This window comes from Trichlorobacter lovleyi, assembly GCF_015239775.1.
In the GTDB taxonomy this organism is placed as follows: Bacteria; Desulfobacterota; Desulfuromonadia; order Geobacterales; family Pseudopelobacteraceae; genus Trichlorobacter; species Trichlorobacter lovleyi_B.
On sequence record NZ_CP058410.1, the window covers coordinates 194667 to 215008 of the forward strand.

Annotated in this window: 16 protein-coding genes and 4 pseudogenes; 9 read left to right on the plus strand and 11 right to left on the minus strand. The window is 53.8% G+C overall.

The features are described from left to right. Positions 1 to 136: 136 nt before the first annotated feature. From FY034_RS18425 to FY034_RS18440, 4 genes are all read right to left on the minus strand, one after another. Positions 137 to 256: an RNA-binding S4 domain-containing protein gene (locus tag FY034_RS18425; RefSeq protein ID WP_416222789.1), complete on the minus strand. Its 120-nt coding sequence runs from the start codon at positions 254 to 256 to the stop codon at positions 137 to 139. Between the two features lie 71 nt (positions 257 to 327). Continuing rightward, positions 328 to 1932, minus strand: a complete 1605-nt coding sequence (locus tag FY034_RS18430) for an ATP-binding protein (protein ID WP_265555362.1) — start codon at positions 1930 to 1932, stop codon at positions 328 to 330. A 13-nt stretch (positions 1933 to 1945) separates the two neighbouring features. Beyond that, complete coding sequence (gene selA / locus FY034_RS18435) at positions 1946 to 3298, minus strand: L-seryl-tRNA(Sec) selenium transferase (RefSeq protein WP_265555363.1); 1353 nt, start codon at positions 3296 to 3298, stop codon at positions 1946 to 1948. 9 nt (positions 3299 to 3307) lie between these two features. Continuing rightward, positions 3308 to 3988, minus strand: coding sequence for a GntR family transcriptional regulator (locus tag FY034_RS18440; RefSeq protein ID WP_265555364.1), 681 nt, complete (start codon positions 3986 to 3988; stop codon positions 3308 to 3310). A 195-nt stretch (positions 3989 to 4183) separates the two neighbouring features. Here FY034_RS18440 and FY034_RS18445 point away from each other — a divergent pair, with 195 nt between their 5' ends. The 5 genes from FY034_RS18445 to FY034_RS18465 all read left to right on the plus strand — a co-directional run bounded on the left by FY034_RS18445 (position 4184) and on the right by FY034_RS18465 (position 10922). After that, positions 4184 to 5236: a potassium channel family protein gene (locus FY034_RS18445; RefSeq protein WP_265555366.1), complete on the plus strand. Its 1053-nt coding sequence runs from the start codon at positions 4184 to 4186 to the stop codon at positions 5234 to 5236. Then, positions 5229 to 5996 (plus strand): sugar phosphate isomerase/epimerase family protein, encoded by a 768-nt coding sequence (locus FY034_RS18450; RefSeq protein WP_265555367.1) that lies wholly within the window; start codon positions 5229 to 5231, stop codon positions 5994 to 5996. The genes FY034_RS18445 and FY034_RS18450 overlap by 8 nt, the downstream gene beginning before the upstream one ends. Before the next feature lie 8 nt (positions 5997 to 6004). After that, positions 6005 to 6991 (plus strand): UDP-glucose 4-epimerase GalE, encoded by a 987-nt coding sequence (galE, locus tag FY034_RS18455; protein WP_265555368.1) that lies wholly within the window; start codon positions 6005 to 6007, stop codon positions 6989 to 6991. Positions 6992 to 7087: 96 nt separating this feature from the next. After that, positions 7088 to 8197, plus strand: coding sequence for a Fic family protein (locus FY034_RS18460; protein ID WP_265555370.1), 1110 nt, complete (start codon positions 7088 to 7090; stop codon positions 8195 to 8197). 82 nt (positions 8198 to 8279) lie between these two features. Beyond that, positions 8280 to 10922 carry a CBS domain-containing protein gene (locus tag FY034_RS18465; protein WP_265555372.1) on the plus strand — a complete coding sequence of 881 codons (2643 nt, stop codon included), beginning with the start codon at positions 8280 to 8282 and terminating at the stop codon, positions 10920 to 10922. A gap of 57 nt (positions 10923 to 10979) precedes the next feature. Here FY034_RS18465 and FY034_RS18470 read toward each other — a convergent pair whose 3' ends face one another. From FY034_RS18470 to FY034_RS18480, 3 genes and pseudogenes are all read right to left on the minus strand, one after another. Then, on the minus strand, positions 10980 to 12167 hold the full coding sequence (locus FY034_RS18470) for an MFS transporter (protein WP_265555373.1): 1188 nt from the start codon (positions 12165 to 12167) through the stop codon (positions 10980 to 10982). 16 nt (positions 12168 to 12183) lie between these two features. Continuing rightward, a pseudogene (gene ribA, locus FY034_RS18475) lies at positions 12184 to 12921 on the minus strand (GTP cyclohydrolase II); the annotation flags it as partial. Between the two features lie 275 nt (positions 12922 to 13196). Next, complete coding sequence (locus tag FY034_RS18480; RefSeq protein ID WP_224963446.1) at positions 13197 to 14534, minus strand: transposase; 1338 nt, start codon at positions 14532 to 14534, stop codon at positions 13197 to 13199. A 215-nt stretch (positions 14535 to 14749) separates the two neighbouring features. On the opposite strand from FY034_RS18480, the pseudogene FY034_RS18485 reads away from it, so the two are divergent. Continuing rightward, positions 14750 to 15472: pseudogene (locus FY034_RS18485) on the plus strand (aminotransferase class I/II-fold pyridoxal phosphate-dependent enzyme); the annotation flags it as partial. An 80-nt stretch (positions 15473 to 15552) separates the two neighbouring features. Here the strand turns inward: FY034_RS18485 and FY034_RS18490 are convergent. After that, entirely contained in the window at positions 15553 to 15741 is a 189-nt protein-coding gene (locus FY034_RS18490; protein ID WP_265555374.1) for a twin-arginine translocase TatA/TatE family subunit, read from the minus strand. Between the two features lie 175 nt (positions 15742 to 15916). Between FY034_RS18490 and FY034_RS18495 the strand changes: the two genes are divergently transcribed. After that, a complete protein-coding gene (locus FY034_RS18495; RefSeq protein ID WP_265555375.1) occupies positions 15917 to 16927 on the plus strand; it encodes a DUF3187 family protein in 1011 nt (336 codons plus the stop codon). A gap of 51 nt (positions 16928 to 16978) precedes the next feature. On the opposite strand, the pseudogene FY034_RS18500 reads toward FY034_RS18495, so the two are convergent. Further along, positions 16979 to 17095: pseudogene (locus FY034_RS18500) on the minus strand (3-isopropylmalate dehydratase small subunit); the annotation flags it as partial. A 240-nt stretch (positions 17096 to 17335) separates the two neighbouring features. After that, entirely contained in the window at positions 17336 to 18673 is a 1338-nt protein-coding gene (locus FY034_RS18505) for a transposase (RefSeq protein WP_224963446.1), read from the minus strand. Positions 18674 to 18791: 118 nt separating this feature from the next. Between FY034_RS18505 and FY034_RS18510 the strand changes: the two are divergent. Next, a pseudogene (locus FY034_RS18510) lies at positions 18792 to 19133 on the plus strand (transposase); the annotation flags it as partial. A gap of 159 nt (positions 19134 to 19292) precedes the next feature. Here the strand turns inward: FY034_RS18510 and FY034_RS18515 are convergent. Then, positions 19293 to 19688 carry a pyridoxamine 5'-phosphate oxidase family protein gene (locus FY034_RS18515; RefSeq protein ID WP_015261803.1) on the minus strand — a complete coding sequence of 132 codons (396 nt, stop codon included), beginning with the start codon at positions 19686 to 19688 and terminating at the stop codon, positions 19293 to 19295. 148 nt (positions 19689 to 19836) lie between these two features. On the opposite strand from FY034_RS18515, the gene FY034_RS18520 reads away from it, so the two are divergent. Next, positions 19837 to 20220: a helix-turn-helix domain-containing protein gene (locus tag FY034_RS18520; RefSeq protein ID WP_322573247.1), complete on the plus strand. Its 384-nt coding sequence runs from the start codon at positions 19837 to 19839 to the stop codon at positions 20218 to 20220. Positions 20221 to 20342: the final 122 nt, after the last annotated feature.

The following is a 20342-nucleotide window of genomic DNA, read 5'->3' on the forward strand; positions in this document are numbered from 1 at the left end:
GTCAAGCCGGTGGTGCCTCAGCCCCGTTAACCGGTAACTTTATGATCCATGCATTGCCCGGTATGGGCGCCGACCATAGAATGTACCCAGCACCTTGGACAAGCATTCCTGGATTTGTAGCGCATGACTGGGTGCGTTATGCCGGGGAGCAGAGTTTCATCTCCTTGGCTTCGCCGCCACTCATCACGACACCGGCAAGCTTCAGAAAACTGTCCAGCTTGATGAAGTCGGTATCTATTGCAATCTTCTCTGACATGATACCCCTTTCGGTCCTGCAGTTGCTGAGCATTTCAGCAGCAGCAACACTACACGAAGCCCTGATTGCCGTCAATCCAGCGCAGCCGGAAGGGCAGGCAGGTAAATAGTGAAGACCGTCCCGACGCCGACCTGGCTGCTGACGTCGATGAAGCCTTTGTTTTGAGCGACTATCCCGTAGACGGTCGCAAGGCCGAGTCCGGTGCCGCTGCCTACCTCTTTGGTGGTAAAAAACGGTTCAAAGATATGTTCAAGGGTCTCTGTTTCAATCCCTGCGCCGTCATCCCTGATACCCAGCAGCAGATACTCGCCCGGCACCGCTTCTTTGCACGGGAGGCGTGATTGCGTATCAATGGTTGTCCGTGCTGTCGTAATGGTGATAGCACCGCCGTCCGGCATGGCATCGCGGGCATTCAGGACCAGATTCATAATGATCTGGTCAAGCTGGACCGGATCCATGTGAACCCGCCCTGACTCCTGTCCCGGGATGAAGGTCATCCGGACAGCATCACCGATCAACACCGCCAGACTGGTAACCGTTGACTGGACAATCGGGTTCAGTTCAACCGGGCGGGGGGAGGTCAGTTGCTGTCGTGAAAAAGCCAGCAATTGAGTCGTGATGTCCCGCGACTGCTCAGCAGCCTGGATGATGTGCTGCAACCGTTCCGGCAGTTTGCCGGTGTCGGGCAGTGCCATCTGGATCAGTTCGGCATTGCCGAGGATCACCATCAGCTTGTTGTTGAAGTCATGGGCAACACCGCCGGCAAGACGTCCGATCGCCTCAAGTTTCTGTGACTGCCGAAGCTGGTCTTCAAGCTGAACCAGATCGGAAATATCGTTGAATATGGTAGCGAAGTAGCCTGGCTGGGGGCAAAAGGCCCATACTTTGTAATAGCGCTGCAGTCCTTCTGAAAAATGATCAAACGAGGCCGGTGCGCCGGAACCGGCAACCGTGTCGTAGATCTCCAGCCAGTAGTCCTCTGTTTCAGGGATAACATCCTTCACGGTCTTGCCGATCACCCCGGATGCCGACAGACCGGTCAGCGTTTCAAAGGCCGGGTTTACCTCAATAAAGCGGTAGTCCGACGGCTTGCCCTGCTCATCATACAGCATCTGGTGCAGGGCAAAACCGTTGGTCATGTTCTCGAATAACAGCCTGAACTTGGCCTCGCTTTCAGCCAGTTGTGCGGTGCGTTCCTGAATTGTCTGCTCAAGCCGGTCAACAAATGACTTGATCCGGGTTGACATGTTGTTGAAGGAGCGGGCGATATCGTTCATCTCCAATGAATGCTCATCCGGTATCTGGGCGCCGACCTGTTCAGTATTCTGCGCAATAGATTCGGCCTGGGAACGGAACCGGTCAAGCGGGGCGATGACCAGACCGGTTATCAGCCGGTTTTGCAGGTAATAGGTCACCATCAGGATGCCAAGCAGCAGCAGCGATAGTTGGGCGGAAAACCGGTTGGCATCCTGGTAGGCCTCGTGTAACGGAATCCTGATCGATATGGCCGAAACCAGTTCGCCATCCGTACGGTTAAAGCTGCGCGTGGCACCGTAGGTTGCAACCATCTTGCCCGGCGCCTTGTCCGGGATGCTGTGGCAGCGCAGGCAGCCCTTTTCCATGCTCTCGCCACGAATCAGCGTAAAAAAGTAGGGGCTGCCGTCAAACGTCCGCACGCCGGACAGTTTTTCAAGAAGTCAGGGTGCGTACATCCAGCAGAAAGCGGTCTTTCTGGAGCCGTCCCACTACCGGTGGGGTGGTGCTGCGTAGCAGCTCTTCCAGACGCTTTGCCGGCACACCCTCAGCGCTTACCTCTATCAAACGGCTGGGAAGCTGCAGGAGCGGATAGGTGCCGCCTCCCGGACTTGAGAAGCCATCCTGTAGAGCCAGGGTAAGCTGTTGGGGTAGGAGGGCGCGTAAGCGACGTAGCATCCGGCGTGCCTGGCTGGAGATACTATCCGCCGGCATGGTCAGCATTCGCAGGGTTGGGATTTCAGTCAGCGCCACCTGCTCATCCCGATACAGTCGCAGGGTTGCCTCAAGCGCAGCCAGGGTCAGCTTGTCAATCCGTAGTGCCCGTAACAACTGATGCCGTTTCATCTTCTCAACCAGATCGCGGCGTCCTGCAATCAGCCCGGCCTGGGGGCCACCCAGCAGCTTGTCGCCACTGAAGGTAACGATGTCGGCTCCAGCTTGTAGATGGTGCTGAACCGTGGCTTCGCCATTGATGCCAAAACGGGCAAGATCAATCAAGCAGCCGCTTCCGGCATCCACCATGGTAGGGACTCCTGCTTCCCGGCCGATCCGTACCAGGGCGTCAGTAGCTACCTCTGCAGTAAAACCGACCACGGCAAAGTTGCTGGTATGGACCTTCAGCATCAGCGCGGTTTGCTCGCTGATTGCCCCGATGTAATCACGGGGGTGGGTCCGGTTGGTGGTGCCCACCTCAACCAGCGTCGCACCACTCTGGCGCATGACATCGGGAATCCTGAATGACCCGCCAATCTCAACCAGTTCACCACGGGATACGATTACCTCCTGCCCGGATGCCAGACTTGAGAGGGCCAGCATCACGGCAGCAGCATTGTTGTTAACCACCAGAGCAGCTTCAGCGCCGGTCAGTTCGCAGATCAGGTTTTCCACATGGCTGTAACGCTCGCCACGTTCTCCCTGTTCAAGATCGAATTCAAGGTTGCTGTAACCCCAGGCAGTGTCACGCAGTGCTGCTTCTGCTGTATGGGCCAGTGGCGAGCGTCCCAGGTTGGTATGTACCACTACGCCGCTGCCGTTGATGACCCGACGTAAGCTGGGGGTCTCCGCTATGCGAATCTGGTTGCGTACCAGATGGCTGATGGAGTTGGGGGTGAGATCGGTTGCCGGGTTGGCGGCAAGTGAACTGCGAAGCTGATCAAGCACGTTACGGACTGCATTTTTCAGGCCTACATGACTGGTTAGCGATCTCAGTGACGCTATTTCAGGCCAGGACAGTACCTTGTCCATTTTGGGCAGCTTACGTCTGGTATCCAGTAATGATCCGCTCATGTATGTACCCTACAGATCCATTGCCTCGCCTGGCTGGCAGGCGGTTTCGTCCAACAGTACCTTGCCGCCGTACTCGGCGTTTTTACGTACCAGCAGTTCGGCAGCCTCACAGTTGCGTTCACGGAAGGCGCTGATGATTTTAGCGTGTTCCTGTACGGAAACCGCCATCCGTCCCGGTTGCGAGAGCGACATCAGACGCAGCCGCTGGAAACGGGTCACCAGCAGGTTAATCATCTCCCGCAGTTTGTCGTTGTCAGCCGCCTTGATAAAAAGATCGTGAAAATCGTTGTGGACCTTGAAGAACTGTTTGATGTCAGCATGTTCGCACAGCTCTGCAAGGCGTTCATTGATGGTCTGGAGCCGGTCGATCTCCTTGGCGCTTAGCTTGCTGCAGGCCAGCCGGGCAGCATACCCTTCCAGGATGCTTTTAATGGCGTAAAATTCCTCTACATCCTTCTGGGTAAAGGCACTGACCACCGCTCCCTTGCGTGGGATCACGGTAAGATAGCCTTCTGACTCAAGCTGTCGGAATGCCTCCCGGATCGGGGTCCGGCTGATGCCGAATCGCTCGGCAAGATCCGGTTCTGATACGCGGCTACCTGATTTTATGGTGCCGGAGATGATGGCATCTCGGATGGTTTCAAGAATCTTTTCCCGCAGAGTCAGGTGTTTTTCTTTTAATCGTTTCATGGTGTCCGGTGGCAGCTCCCAAAGATAGTGGTATTATTGTATACAGTATGCACTGTTTGTCAATTGAATCGATTTCATTTTCATGAGTTCTGCCTGTAAAGCTGGTTTGTTATGGTGCTGAATGCACCAAAGTCGCTTGAATTTTACTGGTTCAGGTAGTAGGGTGCAGCATCTGAATCAGGTAGAGGTTTGTGCATGGATCCGGTCCGACGGCTTAAAATATCGATTGGTATACTGCTGCTGCTGCTGACCATGGGGGCCAGTGGATATACGGTTATTGAGGGTTGGAGTCTTTTGGACGCTCTCTATATGACCGTAATTACGCTGGCTACTGTTGGATTTAAAGAGGTTCATGATCTGACTGATCAGGGCAAACTTTTTACCATGGTTCTGATCGTGTTTGGAGTCAGTACCCTGGGCTACCTGGTCAGTAGCGTGGCCCAGCTGATGTTTGAAGGGCAGATTCAGCGGATCATCGGGAGGAAAAAGGTGGAAAAAAGGATAGATGCTCTCAAGGACCATTACATCATCTGTGGTTTTGGCCGGATCGGCTCCATGATCTGTCGCGAGCTGGCTGCCAATGACGTCCCGTTTGTGATTGTAGAGCGCAATACCGATGTGGTGGAGCAGATTGAGGATAATCGGTACCTTTGGATGAGGGGGGATGCCACCCTTGATGAAACCCTGATCCGGGCCGGTATTCAGCGGGCCACAGGTCTGGTCTCGGTGGTCACCTCGGATTCTGAGAACGTCTATATTACCTTGACCGCCCGGGGGTTGAACCCGGATCTGCATATTTTGGCCCGATCCGGTGAAGAAGGGACAGAGCTGAAACTGAAGCGCGCCGGGGCCAACAAGGTGGTTTCTCCCTATGCCATTGGCGGTATGCGGATGGCCCAGTCAATCCTGCGTCCCAACGTGGTTGATTTTATCGAGATTGCCACCGCCAGTGAACACCTCGATCTGCAGATGGAAGAGATCAGCATCCCCCATGATTCCGAGTTTGCCGGCCACACCCTGGTAAGCACCGGCTTTCGCAAAGAGACCGGTGTCATTATTGTCGGCATCAAGAAATCCCATGGCCACATGGTCTTTAACCCCAACCCTCAGGCTGCCATTGATGAAGGGGATACTCTGATTGTGCTGGGAGATCCTGAGTCGGTGGATAAACTTGAGGAACTGGTTAAACGCAGGATAGAGCCGGGCCATAGCGCCCGTCGTAAACAGGGGGATGCTACCCATGCCTAGCCTGCTTTGCGCCCATATACCCTGGCCCCGTCTTGAAGAACACCGTTCATACCTGCTGGATGAACGGATCAACCCGGAGCTGTACCTGCCGGCAGATTCCCTGGATACGTTGAATGCAGCGGATCTGCAGACCCTGGCCAGTGACCTGGTCAGCCATGGCCTGTCCTGTACCATCCACGCCACCTTTATGGATCTGAATCCCGGCTCGGTTGATCGGGCAGTGCGTGAAACCACCCGCCAACGGGTTGAACAGACTCTGAATTGTGCGGAAATACTCAAGGCCCGGGTGGTGGTGTTTCATCCCGGTTATAGTCGGCTGTCCTATGGTTCTGCAGTTGCTACCTGGGTTGCCAATACGGTCTCCTTCTGGCAACAGCAACTGCCCCGCATCCGGCAGGCCGGTTGCAAGGTGGCCCTGGAAAATATCTTTGAAGAAGAACCCTCAACCCTGGTGCAGGTTCTGAACCAGCTTGATAGGACCCTCTTTGGGCATTGTTTTGACAGCGGCCATTTTAATATGTTCTGTACCGTGTCGCTGGAAGAGTGGTTCACTTCCCTGGGCAGCTTTATTATTGAAAGCCATCTGCATGATAATCATGGCGTGGCTGATGAACACCTGCCGGTTGGGGAAGGGGAAATTGACTTCCAGAAGGTAACCGACCTGTTGAAACAGTATGCTCCCCAGGCGGTCTGGACCCTTGAGGCCCACAGTCGTGAACGTTTAGAACGATCAATGCAGGCAATTCAACGCTATCTATAGGACAACGTATGTCAGACAAAATTCTGGTAACCGGTGGATGTGGCTATATTGGTAGCCATGTCGTGCGACAGCTTTCCGAGGCAGGCCACCAGGTGGTGGTTTATGACAACCTATCCACCGGATTCAGGGATGCCCTGCTGCATGGTGAAGAGCTGATTCAGGCTGAACTGGCCGATCATGCAACTCTGGAAGCGACTTTTCAAAAGCACTGCTTTAAGACTGTGCTGCATTTTGCCGCCGCCATTGTGGCGCCGGAATCGGTCTCTCTGCCGCTTACATATTACGGCAACAATACCCGTAATACCCTCGGGCTGCTGGAGACCTGTGTGCGACACGGCGTTGAGCGCTTTATCTTCTCCAGTACCGCTGCGGTCTACGGTTTTCCTGAAGGGGGCAGTGCCTCGGAAGAGACCCTGCTGGCACCGATCAACCCCTATGGCACCTCCAAGTTGATGAGCGAGTGGATGCTGCGAGATACCGCTGCAGCCCACGGCCTTAAATATGTGGCCCTGCGCTACTTTAACGTTGCCGGGGCTGATCCCCAGGCTAGGATTGGTCAGCGTACGCCTGAAGCTACCCACCTGATAAAGATCGCCTGCCAGACCGCCCTTGGCCAGCGTCAGCAGGCCGCCATCTACGGTACGGACTACCCCACGCCGGACGGTACCGGTATCCGCGACTATATCCATATTGAAGACCTGGCCGCAGCCCACCTGGCAGCCCTTGGCTACCTGGACAAGGGTGGTGAGTCCACTGCCATCAATGTGGGCTATGGCAAAGGCGGTAGCGTGCGGGAGGTGCTGGCCATGGTTAAACAGGTCAGTGGTGTTGACTTCAAGGTGGTTGAAGAGGGGCGTCGCCCCGGCGATCCAGCCTGTTTGATTGCCCAGGCGGAAAAAATCAAGCAGCTGACTGACTGGCGGCCACGCTTTGATTCACTGCAGACTATTGTCGAAGATGCCTGGCGCTGGGAGAGTAAACTGGCGAAGATGTAGAGATCTGGTTTCGGGGTGCCCGGTCTTGAAAACCCTTGCTCCTGCGGTGAATAGAGGTTAGTATCGCCGCAAAAATTGCGGTGAAAGATTCTGTGTATGTATATCTGGGAGTTACCACAGTGGCCTGATTGGCAGTTTGATATGCTTCGTCTTGCCGGAGCATTGGCCGACACGCGGCATGTTCAGGGACGTCTGATCGGCAGGATGGAAGCACTGGGCTTTCCTCTGCAAGATCAGGCAGAACTTTCCACACTGACCCAGGATGTCATAAAAAGTAGTGAAATAGAGGGGGAGCAACTCAATGCAGAACAGGTGCGCTCCTCGTTAGCACGCCGTCTGGGGGTTGAAATCGGGGCGCTGGCACCGGTTGATCGTCACATTGATGGCGTGGTTGAGATGATGCTTGATGCCACCCGTCAGTATGCACAACCGCTTACCAAAGAACGCCTGTTTGCCTGGCACGGCGCCCTTTTCCCTGCTGGACGCAGCGGTCTGACTGTACTGCGTGTAGCGCAATGGCGGGATGACGCAGCAGGTCCGATGCAGGTTGTTTCAGGTGCCTTTGGCCATGAAAAAGTACATTATCAAGCCCCGCCTGCCGCCTGCCTTGACGCTGAAATGGATCGCTTTCTTGTCTGGTTTAATTCAGAAGACTCAGGGATTGACCCGGTGCTAAAAGCCGGGTTAGCTCACCTCTGGTTTGTCACGCTACACCCTTTTGAAGACGGCAACGGCAGAATTGCACGGGCCATTGGCGACATGGCGCTGGCCCGTTCCGAAGGAACCAATCGTCGTTTTTACAGCCTGTCAGCTCGGATTCGTTATAACCGTAGCGGCTACTACCGGATGCTTGAACAGACCCAGAAGGGTGGTTTGAATATCACTCGCTGGCTTGACTGGTTTTTGAAAACCCTGGGCCAGGCGCTACAACAGGCTGAAATAACTCTGGCTCAGGTATTGATTAGAGCCCGGTTTTGGGAACAGTGCAAAACGCGTAGTCTCAACCAGCGTCAGATCATGCTGCTGAATCGCCTGCTGGATGGTTTTGAAGGCAAGCTGACCAGTTCTAAATGGGCCAAACTGGCCAACTGCTCTCAAGATACTGCCCTGCGTGATATTACCCAGCTGCTGGAACATGGATTACTCCGCAGATCAGAGGCGGCAGGTCGCAGCACCGGGTACGAGCTGATACTGATTGGGGAATAAGTTCTACAGCTTCTCTGTCTTGCTTAATGGTAACTTTCTTGGCGCTGATTTATGTTTTTAGTACAGAAAAGCGGTGAAGCCCATGGATCTGGTCATCTCACATCTGAATGCTGATTTTGACTGTCTGGGCTCCCTGGCAGCTGCCGGGCGGCTGTATCCTGGAGCCCTGCTTTCCTTTCCCGGTTCCCAGGAAAAAAATCTGCGCGATTTTTCTGCCCGTCATCCTGATCTGCTTCCGCTGCTTGTTCGTTCCAAAGATATTGATCTCTCCAGCATCACCCGTCTGATTATTGTTGACTGCCAACAGCCCTCTCGTATTGGTCGTTTTGCAGAACTGCTGGAACGTCCCGGCCTGACAGTCCACCTCTATGATCACCATCCAGCCACTGTTGACAGTATTACGGCTTCAGACGGCATTGTCCGACCTGTTGGTGCCACCAGCACCATTATGACTGAGCTGCTGCGTGAGCGGGGAATAGAGCCAACCCCTGCAGAGGCAACCCTGTTGCTGCTGGGCATCCATGAAGACACCGGACGGTTGCTGTTCCCCACGACCACGCCAGAGGACTATCGGGCTGCTGCCTGGCTGCTGGAGCGGGGCGCACGGCTGCATCTGGCTGATGAGATCCTGTCGCCGGAATTGACTACACCGCAGGTAGAGCTGCTGCATGATCTGCTTTCAACCCTGAAGACCAGTGAGGTCAGCGGAGTGCGGATCTCTGTGGCCCATGCCAGTCGCCCCTGGTACGTGGGGGATATTGCCGGTCTGGCCCATATGATGCGGGATATGGAAAACCTGGATCTGCTGGTGCTGGCCGTGGCCATGGCAGACCGGATCTATCTGGTGGCCCGTAGCCGCGTGCCTGAGGTGGATGTGGGGGAGCTGCTGCGTCTCTTTGGCGGCGGTGGCCATGCCTCTGCTGCCTCGGCAACGGTTAAGGGCGAGCCGTTGTCTGCTGTGCTGGAGCGTCTTGAACGTAATCTACTGCTGATTGTGCATCCCCGCAAGACGGTGGGACAGATTATGTCATCACCGGTACGTAGTTTGCCCGCAGAAACCACAGTACTGGGGGCCCGGGATCTGCTGGTGCGCTACAACTACAGCGCCATGCCGGTGCTGCAGGGTGAACAACTGCTGGGGATCATCACCCGCAAGGTGGCGGAAAAGACCGTCTACCATGGCCTGGGTGATCGTCCGGTAACCGAGGTGATGCACACCGCAGTGATGCATGCCACCCCTGATACACCGCTGACAACGGTCATGGACCATATGGTGGGTGGTGACCGCCGTTTTGTGCCGGTCTTTGACGGTGACCAGCTGGTGGGAGTGGTGACTCGCACTGATCTGTTGCGTCATCTGCACGGTAGCAGCAGGGATGGCGAGACCCTCTACGATCTGGAGCGACTTTCTCCTGAACCAAAGCAGCGGGATTTGGCCACCCTGCTCAGAAGACGTCTTCCCGCTGATTCGGTCCAACTGCTGGAACTGCTGGGTAACAGTGGTGATGAACAAGGGGTGGCGGTGCATGCGGTGGGCGGCTTTGTGCGGGATCTGCTGCTGGATCTGCCCAACCTTGATCTTGATATTACGATAGAGGGGGATGGGATCTTTTTTGCCGAGACCTTTGGCGAGCAGCACCGTTGCAGGGTGCGACCCCACCAGGCCTTTGGCACCGCAGTGGTGGTCTTTCCCGATGGCCGCAAGCTGGATGTGGCCAGCACCCGGCTGGAATACTATGATTCACCCGGCGTACTGCCTACGGTGGAGCGGGCCTCACTGCGTCACGATCTCTATCGCCGTGATTTTACCATCAACACCCTGGCGCTCTGTCTGAATCAGGATCGTTTCGGTATCCTGCTTGATTTTTTCGGTGGCCAAAAAGATCTGCAGGAAAAGACAGTGCGGGTGCTGCATAACCTCTCCTTTGTGGAAGACCCGACCCGTGCCTTCCGGGCGATCCGCTTTGAGCAGCGACTGGGCTTTCAGCTTGATCCCCACACCGAAGGTCTGCTGCGTTCTGCAGTGCGGGCCGGACTGGTTGAGCGGGTTGGTGGCAAGCGCTTGATGGGGGAATTGATCCAGATCCTGAAAGAGCAGGAACCGACCCTGGCGGTCAAGCGGATGGCCCAGCTGGGGTTGCTGCCCTGCATCCATAGCGGGCTGCGGTTTGGACCAGACAGTGAGCAACTGTTTGCAGAGCTGGAACGGGTACTGGCCTGGTACCAGCTGCTTTATCTGGATACGCCGCTTGAACCGTGGACCGTCTGGTTTCTGGCACTGATGGATCGCCTTGATTCTCCTCAGTATCTGGAGGTCTGCCAGCGGTTGATGATGCCGGAACGCTTGATGGAGCGGATCTTCGGTCATCGGCACAAGGCCTTGAAACGGTTGCAGCACTTACGGCAGGCTGTGGGGCGTGGGCAGGAAATCTCCAATAGCCAGCTTTATACCCTACTGCATGGCATGCCGCTCGAGCTGCTGCTGTACGGTCTGGCCCGCAGTGGTCAGGACGAGTTGCGGCGGTTGGTGTCCCACTACCTGACCAGACTTGCTGAAGTAAAGTCGCTGGTAAGCGGTACAGAATTGCAAGCCTTGGGAGTGCCACGGGGGCCAGCCATCCGCACCATGAAAGAGCGATTGCTGGCAGCGCGGCTAGATGGTTTGATCGCGTCAAAGGATGAGGAGTTAGAGTTGGCGCGGCAGCTGATTGTGGAGCAATTGTAGGGGACGGTCAGTTACCGGTGATTGGCTGTACGGTCTGGAACCGTGCGAATTCAGGCGTTAAACTCGCGCAACAGCCAGTTTTCGCATCGGCTTATTCAGGATAAACCCGGCAACAGTGCAGAGTCCGATCAGGCCGATGGCGATAAACACCCCCTGCAGCCCTGCTGAACTCTGTAATAGTGACCCCACCAGCGGACCCGCTACAAATCCCAGGTTTAAAAAGGCATGAAAGGTGCCGATCGAGGTCCCCATCCCCAGCCGCTGTCCCTCTTCAGCCAGCAGGGCGCTGGTGGCTGGCTGTGAAAGGGCGCTGAAGGCGCCGATCCCCAGCGTTACGCCGAGCATCTGCATGAAGTCGGCTGCAACGGGCAGCAGCATATAGAGTAAGGGTACCACCGTACCGCCGCAGATCACCAGCAGTCTGCGGGGAACCCGGTCGGCAATCCGGCCTGCCGGGCGCAGCAGCAACGTCATGATCAGGGTGGCTGAGGCCATGATGATCCCCACCTGTACCCCGCTCATCCCCAATTTTGATGAAAGCAGGATCGGCAGAAATGTCCCGCAGGCCGTGATACCGCAGGCCCTGCCGAAGATGAACAGCAGTAGCCCCTGCAGCGTGCCGCTCTGGCGGTACAGGGCGCTGATTCCAGGCTGTACAGGAATCTCTGCAGATGTCTGAGATGGTCTCAACTGTCGCGGGATTATGGCAAGGGCCAGTCCCAGCGCGGCCATGCTGCAGATGATCAGGGCGCTGAACAGCCCCTGAAAGCCTGCCTGATCCATGATGATGCCGCCGATGATCGGGCCGCAGCTGAGTGCGGCGTAGAAAGAGATGTCAAAACTGCCCATGGCCTTGCCCCATTGTTGGCTGCTGGTATGATCAGCAATCAGGGTCTGCACCACCGGGCGGAACATGGCGCAACCGGCACCCTGCAACAGGCGCAGGCAGACCACCACAACCAGGTTGTCGGTCACCAGGTAACTGTATGAAACCAGCAGGTACACCAGCAGACTGGTAATAACCAGCTGTCGTCGTCCAAAACGGTCTGCCAGCGACCCCATGATCGGGCTGAAGATGATCTTGGACAGCGCATACCCGCCAACCGCTACACCCAGCAGCAGGCCCCGGGCCCCGATGCTCTGGCAATAGAGCGGGAAAAAGGCGTCGCTGACACCGAACCCCAGCGAGATCAGAAAGTTGATCAGAAACAACCCTTGGAACAACTGCTGGTTGCGGACGGCCATGACTTCCCCCATCTCTTCAGCAGGCAGCCAGCAGGTGCCCGAGCTTTTCCCGTTTCGTCTGCAGGTAGCGGATATTGGTACTCAACGCCTTCATCTCGATCGGTATCCGTTCAACAATATTCAGGCCATACCCTTCCAGCCCGATCATCTTCTTGGGGTTGTTGGTCATCAGGCGGATCTTTCTGGCTCCCAACGCCCTCAGCATCTGGGCGCCAATGCCGTAATCACGCTGATCAGCCTTGAATCCCAGTGCCTCGTTGGCCTCAACGGTATCGCAGCCTTGATCCTGCAGTTCATAGGCTTTAAGCTTGTTGATCAGGCCGATCCCCCTGCCTTCCTGCCGCATATACAACAGGATTCCTGAACCCTCCTGCTCGATCTGGTCCATGGCCCGGCTCAGCTGCCCACCGCAGTCACAGCGGATGCTACCGAACACGTCACTGGTCAGGCACTCCGAATGCACCCTGACCAGTACTGGCTTATCCGGGTCGATCTCGCCCTTGACCAGGGCGAGATGTTCCAAGCCGTCAATATCATTCTCAAAGGCGATCACGCGGAACTGCCCGGCAAAGGTGGGCAGTTTTGCCTCAGCCACCGGCCGCACCAGTGATTCGTGATGCAGGCGATGGGCCACCAGATCAGCCACCGAGCAGATTCGGATGCCGTGCCGCAGGGCAAATTCTTTCAACTGCGGCATGCGGGCCATGCTGCCGTCCTCGTTCATGATCTCGCAGATCACTCCAGCCGGTTTCAAGGAATAGGAATTAGGAATAGGAATTTGCTTTTTCGATGCAAGGAATAGGAATTTGCTTTTTCGATGCAGACTGTATACCACTGGAAATGGGATTACGTCAATGGATTATCGGGACTTTTGGGGGGAAATCGGGAACTATCCGGGGAGATTCTGGCCTGATGACGGTTCAATCTGCATCATTGTTTGCAATTGCCGCCGCCTGACCAGCAAAAAACCACATTTTCGCCATTTTCAACACACACCATTCCTGCTGCAACGCCCCGTATTATCCGGCTTCACAGGTATTCCGGGATGAAGTACGCCTCTTCATACTCAATAATCTGGCTGTCGGCGTACACCAGCGCTGGTTCAGCTTCCACTATTACCGGCGGCCCCCTGCCACATTGCGGTTGCCGCTTCGGGACATCCCACAACCCCAGATGATCCAGAATCCTGCGGATCACCGGCTCTTCTTCGATAAACGCCAGTATCCGCATGACACCTTTGCAGTTCGGGCAGGTCAACGGATCGGTCTCGTAGACCTTCTGGATCAGCCTGGCCCAGTTGGCACGGCACTTTTTGCGATATGGTGTGTCGGCCTCTTGTTCGACAATCTGCGGTGTGTCGTTGTCGTCCATCCCTAGCTTCCTGCGCTTGCCTCTGGCGGCGTTGCTGTAGTAGCCGTAGTAGCGCACCATCTGCTCGCCATGCCGCGGAATGTGGCTGATGATCATAGCCAGCCAGTCAAGGGCGCTGAAGCTTTTGGTCGTGTGGCCGTCTTTTGAGCGGTAGATGACCGTGCCGCTCTGTTCAATGTAGGTCATCCGCTCCTGCGAGAACTGGCAGCGGATGATGTAATGGGCCAGCTTCTCCAAGGCGTCGCGGTCATCAGCCGCTATCGGCTCGCAGATATGTACGTTGAAGCCGCTGTGATGCCAGGACATGAGCAGATCAATGTGCCACTGGGTGATGGCACCCTTATCCAGCAGCATCTTCAAGACCTTGTGCCGGAAGAGCTGTTCCAGTGCGTGGAAATCGTAATACGGAGTGATGTGGAAGATGCCATGCTCGTCAAAGGTGCCATCGGATATTATGATGTGGCAGTGAGGGTTGAAACCGAGGAAGTCGCCGAAGGTCTGGATGGAGCAGGCGCAGCCGGGCATGGAGTTGTCTGTGCCTGTCATGTACTCTCTCAGCGTCTCCCAGGCGGTGCGGCTTAGATCGGCAAGAAGTGTGCGATCAAACAGGAAACAGCGGCGGATCAGCTTGGGGATGGAGAAGACAATGTGACGATGTGGTACGGTGACGGCAAGATCATCGAGAAACCATTCGCCGAACTCCACCACCCGTTTCTGATGGCATGACGGGCAGAAGTGACGGCGCTTGCAGGAAAAAGCGACCAGATATTCGTGACCGCAGTCATCGCACTTCACACGGGCGAAACCATTGTGCAGACAGCCGCAGTCTAGGTAACGAAAGATCGTTAACCTGATTTCAGGTCTCAGATACCCGAAACGGGACTGATACCGCTCCTCGTGTACCCGCTCCAGCTCCTCGAAATAATCCTCAACACAGCGGTAATAGTCGGATAACCGGGGATTGCGCGGGCTGTATGGCGCAACGGAGTTTTGCATGACACACCTGCCAGAGATGTGTTATGCGTAAGGTGTGCCATGGAGAAAGAGTGAGTTCCAACCATCGGCAACACCGGTCAAGCCGGTGGTGCCTCAGCCCCGTTATGCATAAGGAGATCAAAGCTTGCGAATCAAATATGTTGAGCATTCAAAACTAACGGAAATGAAAAACGATAACAAATGCTGGGAAGAATGGTTTGGCTGTGAGATTTTCAGAAATCGTTGCGGTAGCCCGTGAAAACGATCTCTTCATCATTGCTGATGAGGTTTACATCAATATCGTCTATAACGGCAAAAGCACGGTGCCGATCAGTGATGTGATCGGCGATGTTCCTGCCATCTCATTGAAAGGTATCTCCAAGGAGTTCCCGTGGCCCGGGTCACGCTGCGGCTGGATTGAAGTATATAACGGCGATAAAGACGAGCGCTTCAAAAAATATATCAACCTGATACTCACCGGGAAGATGAACGAGGTCTGTTCTACGACTCTGCCGCAGACGGTCATCCCCGAAATAGTCAGCCATCCGGAATATGCCGCTTATCTTGCCCAGCGTATCGCCAGTTACGAACGGATGAGCCGTATTACCTACGACTGTCTCAGCCAGGTGCCCGCGCTGCAAGTGAATCGCACCAATGGGGCCTTTTACATGGCCGTGGCATTCAAGGATGGCCTATTGAACAGCAGGCAGTCAATTCCGATTGCAAATCAGGAGGTCCGGGAACTTGTTGAGGGGCTGATCAACCAGCCGGGAGTATCCCCTGATAAACGCTTTGTATACCAGATCCTGGCAACTACCGGCATCTGTGTAGTGCCACTGTCTTCCTTTTCGACACCGTTGCAGGGTTTCCGGGTGACGCTGCTGGAGAAGAACGAGAATGAGTGCCGCCGTATTTACAGCACACTGGCGGAGAAAATAGGGGAGTACCTGAGTTCCTGAGGATTTGTGACCGGATGAAGGAAAATGGGAGTGATGTATATGCCTCACCCCCGTTTTTCTGCAATTAAAATGTGGACTGATCAGGCTTTCTTGTCGTTGTCATCGTTCTTGGGTTTAATTTCGATCTCATCCTTGCCATCCGACGCTTTTTTAAAGTTGCGGATACTTTTGCCAAGTGCTCCGCCGATTTCGGGGAGCTTCCCAGCCCCGAAAACAACCAGGACGATGACAAGTATGATTATTAATTCCGGCATGCCAAAACCAAACATTGTGCCTCCTCTGCAGCAAGTGTGTACAGACTTTGGGCACTATCGCATTGACGTGAAAAAAAATCAAGTGCGGCGACGCGTGACTCAACCGGTCGCTTTTTAATATCGGAATACAACCGGGCAGCAGCAAGACCGCTGATGTGCGGATTCATGCAGAGAACGTTATGGAGATCTGATGCTTATGGGAAAGTGTGTACTTTCGATTTTAATCCTGTTCTGTTCCGCAGGGGTCGCCGCGGCCGGGGATATGGAGATCACCCCCTTCAGTACCTTCAATCAGAGTCCGCTGGTCATGATCTACGGGCTTCCTCATGATACTGGCGCCGACATCACCCCGGCCGGAAAGTTCCACATCGCCCTGAACCAGGATCTTGCCAGCAACTACACAGTCAATAGCAACCAGCGTGAACAGATAACGCTCGATGGTGAGAGCTACCGACTGGCCCTTGCGGCTCGTTACGGCATAATTCCCGGATGGGAGGTCGGGGTCGAAATTCCCTACATTTTCCAGGGAGGAGGTTTCCTCGACAGTTTTGTCATCGACTGGCACAACACCTTCGGGCTACCGAAGGGGGGACGTGACAGCGCTCCCAAAAACCTTATGAATTACAGCTACCGCAAGGATGGCGTCCAGAAGCTGCAGGTAGACCATTCAGGGTCAGGGATCGGTGATATCAGCCTGACAGGCGGCGCCAGACTGTATGATGTTCTCGATGAAGATCGTCATGACAGCCTGGCGCTTAAGGGAGCTATCAAGCTTCCCACCGGAGACAGCTCATACCTCGGCGGCAGCGGGGGGACTGACGCCATGCTGCAACTGTGCGGAAGTTCAACCAACTACAGCGAGTGGGGCTCTCTGGGGGTGTACGGTTCCGCCGGTGCTCTGGTCATGTCAAAAGGTGATGTGCTGAGGGATCAGCATAGAACGCTCGCGGGGTTTGGCACATTCGGTTTGGGCTGGGGGCCGGCATCATGGATATCATTTAAGGTGCAGTTGAACGCGAACACTCCCATGTATCGGGACAGTTCGCTGGATGAGCTTGGGAAAAATTCGATGATGCTGATTTTCGGTGGAGATCTCAGGCTTCCAGGAGAGTATCTGGTGGACATTGGTGTTGCGGAGGATGTGGCGGTTGCCACCGCACCGGATGTTACTTTTCATCTGGGATTGAGTAAACGGTTCTGAATAAGAAAAGCCCCCGAAACGGGGCTTTTCTTATTCAGAACCGTTGTGAGATCAGTATTTCTGATCGGCGTAATCAACCCAGCCTCCAGCAAGGACCAGAGCCTTGTCGAAAGGCGAGATCTCGAAGTTGAAAGTTCTTTGCTTACCGCCGCCGCTGGCAGTCAGGGTTCCTGGTCAATAGGAATTTGCTTTTTCGATGCAGACTGTATACCACTGGAAATGGGATTACGTCAATGGATTATCGGGACTTTTGGGGGGAAATCGGGAACTATCCGGGGAGATTCTGGCCTGATGACGGTTCAATCTGCATCATTGTTTGCAATTGCCGCCGCCTGACCAGCAAAAAACCACATTTTCGCCATTTTCAACACACACCATTCCTGCTGCAACGCCCCGTATTATCCGGCTTCACAGGTATTCCGGGATGAAGTACGCCTCTTCATACTCAATAATCTGGCTGTCGGCGTACACCAGCGCTGGTTCAGCTTCCACTATTACCGGCGGCCCCCTGCCACATTGCGGTTGCCGCTTCGGGACATCCCACAACCCCAGATGATCCAGAATCCTGCGGATCACCGGCTCTTCTTCGATAAACGCCAGTATCCGCATGACACCTTTGCAGTTCGGGCAGGTCAACGGATCGGTCTCGTAGACCTTCTGGATCAGCCTGGCCCAGTTGGCACGGCACTTTTTGCGATATGGTGTGTCGGCCTCTTGTTCGACAATCTGCGGTGTGTCGTTGTCGTCCATCCCTAGCTTCCTGCGCTTGCCTCTGGCGGCGTTGCTGTAGTAGCCGTAGTAGCGCACCATCTGCTCGCCATGCCGCGGAATGTGGCTGATGATCATAGCCAGCCAGTCAAGGGCGCTGAAGCTTTTGGTCGTGTGGCCGTCTTTTGAGCGGTAGATGACCGTGCCGCTCTGTTCAATGTAGGTCATCCGCTCCTGCGAGAACTGGCAGCGGATGATGTAATGGGCCAGCTTCTCCAAGGCGTCGCGGTCATCAGCCGCTATCGGCTCGCAGATATGTACGTTGAAGCCGCTGTGATGCCAGGACATGAGCAGATCAATGTGCCACTGGGTGATGGCACCCTTATCCAGCAGCATCTTCAAGACCTTGTGCCGGAAGAGCTGTTCCAGTGCGTGGAAATCGTAATACGGAGTGATGTGGAAGATGCCATGCTCGTCAAAGGTGCCATCGGATATTATGATGTGGCAGTGAGGGTTGAAACCGAGGAAGTCGCCGAAGGTCTGGATGGAGCAGGCGCAGCCGGGCATGGAGTTGTCTGTGCCTGTCATGTACTCTCTCAGCGTCTCCCAGGCGGTGCGGCTTAGATCGGCAAGAAGTGTGCGATCAAACAGGAAACAGCGGCGGATCAGCTTGGGGATGGAGAAGACAATGTGACGATGTGGTACGGTGACGGCAAGATCATCGAGAAACCATTCGCCGAACTCCACCACCCGTTTCTGATGGCATGACGGGCAGAAGTGACGGCGCTTGCAGGAAAAAGCGACCAGATATTCGTGACCGCAGTCATCGCACTTCACACGGGCGAAACCATTGTGCAGACAGCCGCAGTCTAGGTAACGAAAGATCGTTAACCTGATTTCAGGTCTCAGATACCCGAAACGGGACTGATACCGCTCCTCGTGTACCCGCTCCAGCTCCTCGAAATAATCCTCAACACAGCGGTAATAGTCGGATAACCGGGGATTGCGCGGGCTGTATGGCGCAACGGAGTTTTGCATGACACACCTGCCAGAGATGTGTTATGCGTAAGGTGTGCCATGGAGAAAGAGTGAGTTCCAACCATCGGCAACACCGGTCAAGCCGGTGGTGCCTCAGCCCCGTTGAACTTGATTAAATAGCAGTGCAAAGAAATACGCTAATTCTCTGATGGATGAGTTTGAGGCCAAATATCCTGAAGCCATTAAAACTCTGGAAGAAGGGTTGGAAGACTCACTACAGTTTTTCAGCTTTGCAGAGATTGATTCAAGAAAGATCGCGTCAACCAACCTGCTGGAAAGACTCAACCGAGAAGTACGTAGAAGAACCCGGGTGGTTGGGATATTCCCAAGTATGGATTCCTATATTCGGCTAGTAACCAGCTACCTTATTGAGTATAGCGAAGACTGGTGCAGTGGCCGATCCTATATCAATCCAAAAATCATCACTTCGATTGAGCAGGAACGTTCAAAAGCTGCGTAAGCCTTAATCATTAATTCAGAAAAGCATGACGCTCGGCGCTAGCCAAGCAAAATATTTATTCTCCTTATATTGTTGGATTAGAATCAATGAAGTCAGGTAGCCGAATCGCACTTGCTAGTTTGATTCGACTCCTGACAGTCATAAAACGGTTGATTGTTTTTAAAATTCGTAGCTTTCTGATTCTCCGCCCATGGAACCAATGCTTGCTTTAGTATCTTTTAGATAGTAAGGTGCAATGACTTCTTTCGGGAACATCTGTTCAATCTGTTCACTCATACTGATGAAAGCATCCTTTGTCTCATCAGTATCATCAAGGACTGCAGCTCCATAAAGTCTTAATATTTTCTCATCATAATAAGCAGATATTGCTACTTTGCCATCGATCTGGAGCTGTTTGTGAAGGTTCATTGGCTTAGCGAGGATGAAGTACAGTTTTCCATTGTAAGGTATAGCAATACCCATTGGTCTTACATCAGGACCGGCTTCACCATTCGTTGCCAGATACCACACTTTGCTGTCCTGCAAATACTTTGCTACTACATTAACATTTTCCATGATCATTCTCCTTTTCTTGATAGATAAACTTGTTATTTATCTTTAACATGATATAATCATAGCATGCATTACAAATTATGCAAATACTATTAATAAAGATATATACTATCATAATTGATAGTATATATCTTTTCATTAAGGAGTGCTTATGAATTCTAAATACTTAGAAGAATGTTCCGAATGTAAAATCAGTAATGATGTAAAAATGCAACTGTGTCCATATTGCATGGCACAAAAAGTTATTATGGGAAAGTGGAAATTATTGATATTCTGGCATCTTCAACAAGGAACTAAAAGGTTCAGTCAGTTAAATCGACTCATCCCCTGCACTCAAGCAACATTAAACAGTCAACTGAAGGAGCTTGTGCTAGACGGAATCGTTCATCGTGAAGTCTATCAAATTATTCCTCCGAAAGTTGAGTATTCATTAACACCTCTTGGAGAGAAATTTTGTGATGTTATAAGCTCTATGGGGAATTGGGGACTAACTTATTTCCATGCCAATGGTATGTTAACAGACATGAAAGAGTAGATCAAATAGTGAAATAGTCAATTAGATTTGTAACACCACTATAGGTCATTTCGGGGTCTGTCAATTATTTTGTGCTTTTAGCTATTAATCTCCTTTACAATAGATAACTTTGAGCCCTTTCC